This is a genomic window from Vibrio hepatarius, assembly GCF_001274785.1.
Taxonomy (GTDB): domain Bacteria; phylum Pseudomonadota; class Gammaproteobacteria; order Enterobacterales; family Vibrionaceae; genus Vibrio; species Vibrio hepatarius.
Window position 1 is genome coordinate 1 of record NZ_LHPI01000043.1, and the last position, 298, is coordinate 298.

The 298-nt window shown below is 53.4% G+C and carries 2 tRNA genes; both read right to left on the reverse strand.

Going from position 1 to position 298, the window contains the following annotated elements:
- Positions 1–7: 7 nt before the first annotated feature.
- Positions 8–84: transfer RNA gene (locus tag AKJ31_RS21775), tRNA-Met, on the reverse strand.
- A 41-nt stretch (positions 85–125) separates the two neighbouring features.
- Positions 126–201, reverse strand: a tRNA-Gly gene (locus tag AKJ31_RS21780).
- Positions 202–298 lie beyond the last annotated feature (97 nt).

The following is a 298-nucleotide window of genomic DNA, read 5'->3' on the forward strand; positions in this document are numbered from 1 at the left end:
TTGAATTTGGTTGCGGGGGCCGGATTTGAACCGACGACCTTCGGGTTATGAGCCCGACGAGCTACCAAGCTGCTCCACCCCGCGTCCGTATTTCATTGTTAAGCACAATGAGAGCTATAAAACTTTGGAGCGACACACGAGGTTCGAACTCGTGACCTCAACCTTGGCAAGGTTGCGCTCTACCAACTGAGCTAGTGTCGCACATCAACAGCAAGCGCTATTGATTGAATTTGGTTGCGGGGGCCGGATTTGAACCGACGACCTTCGGGTTATGAGCCCGACGGGCGGCAAAGATGTT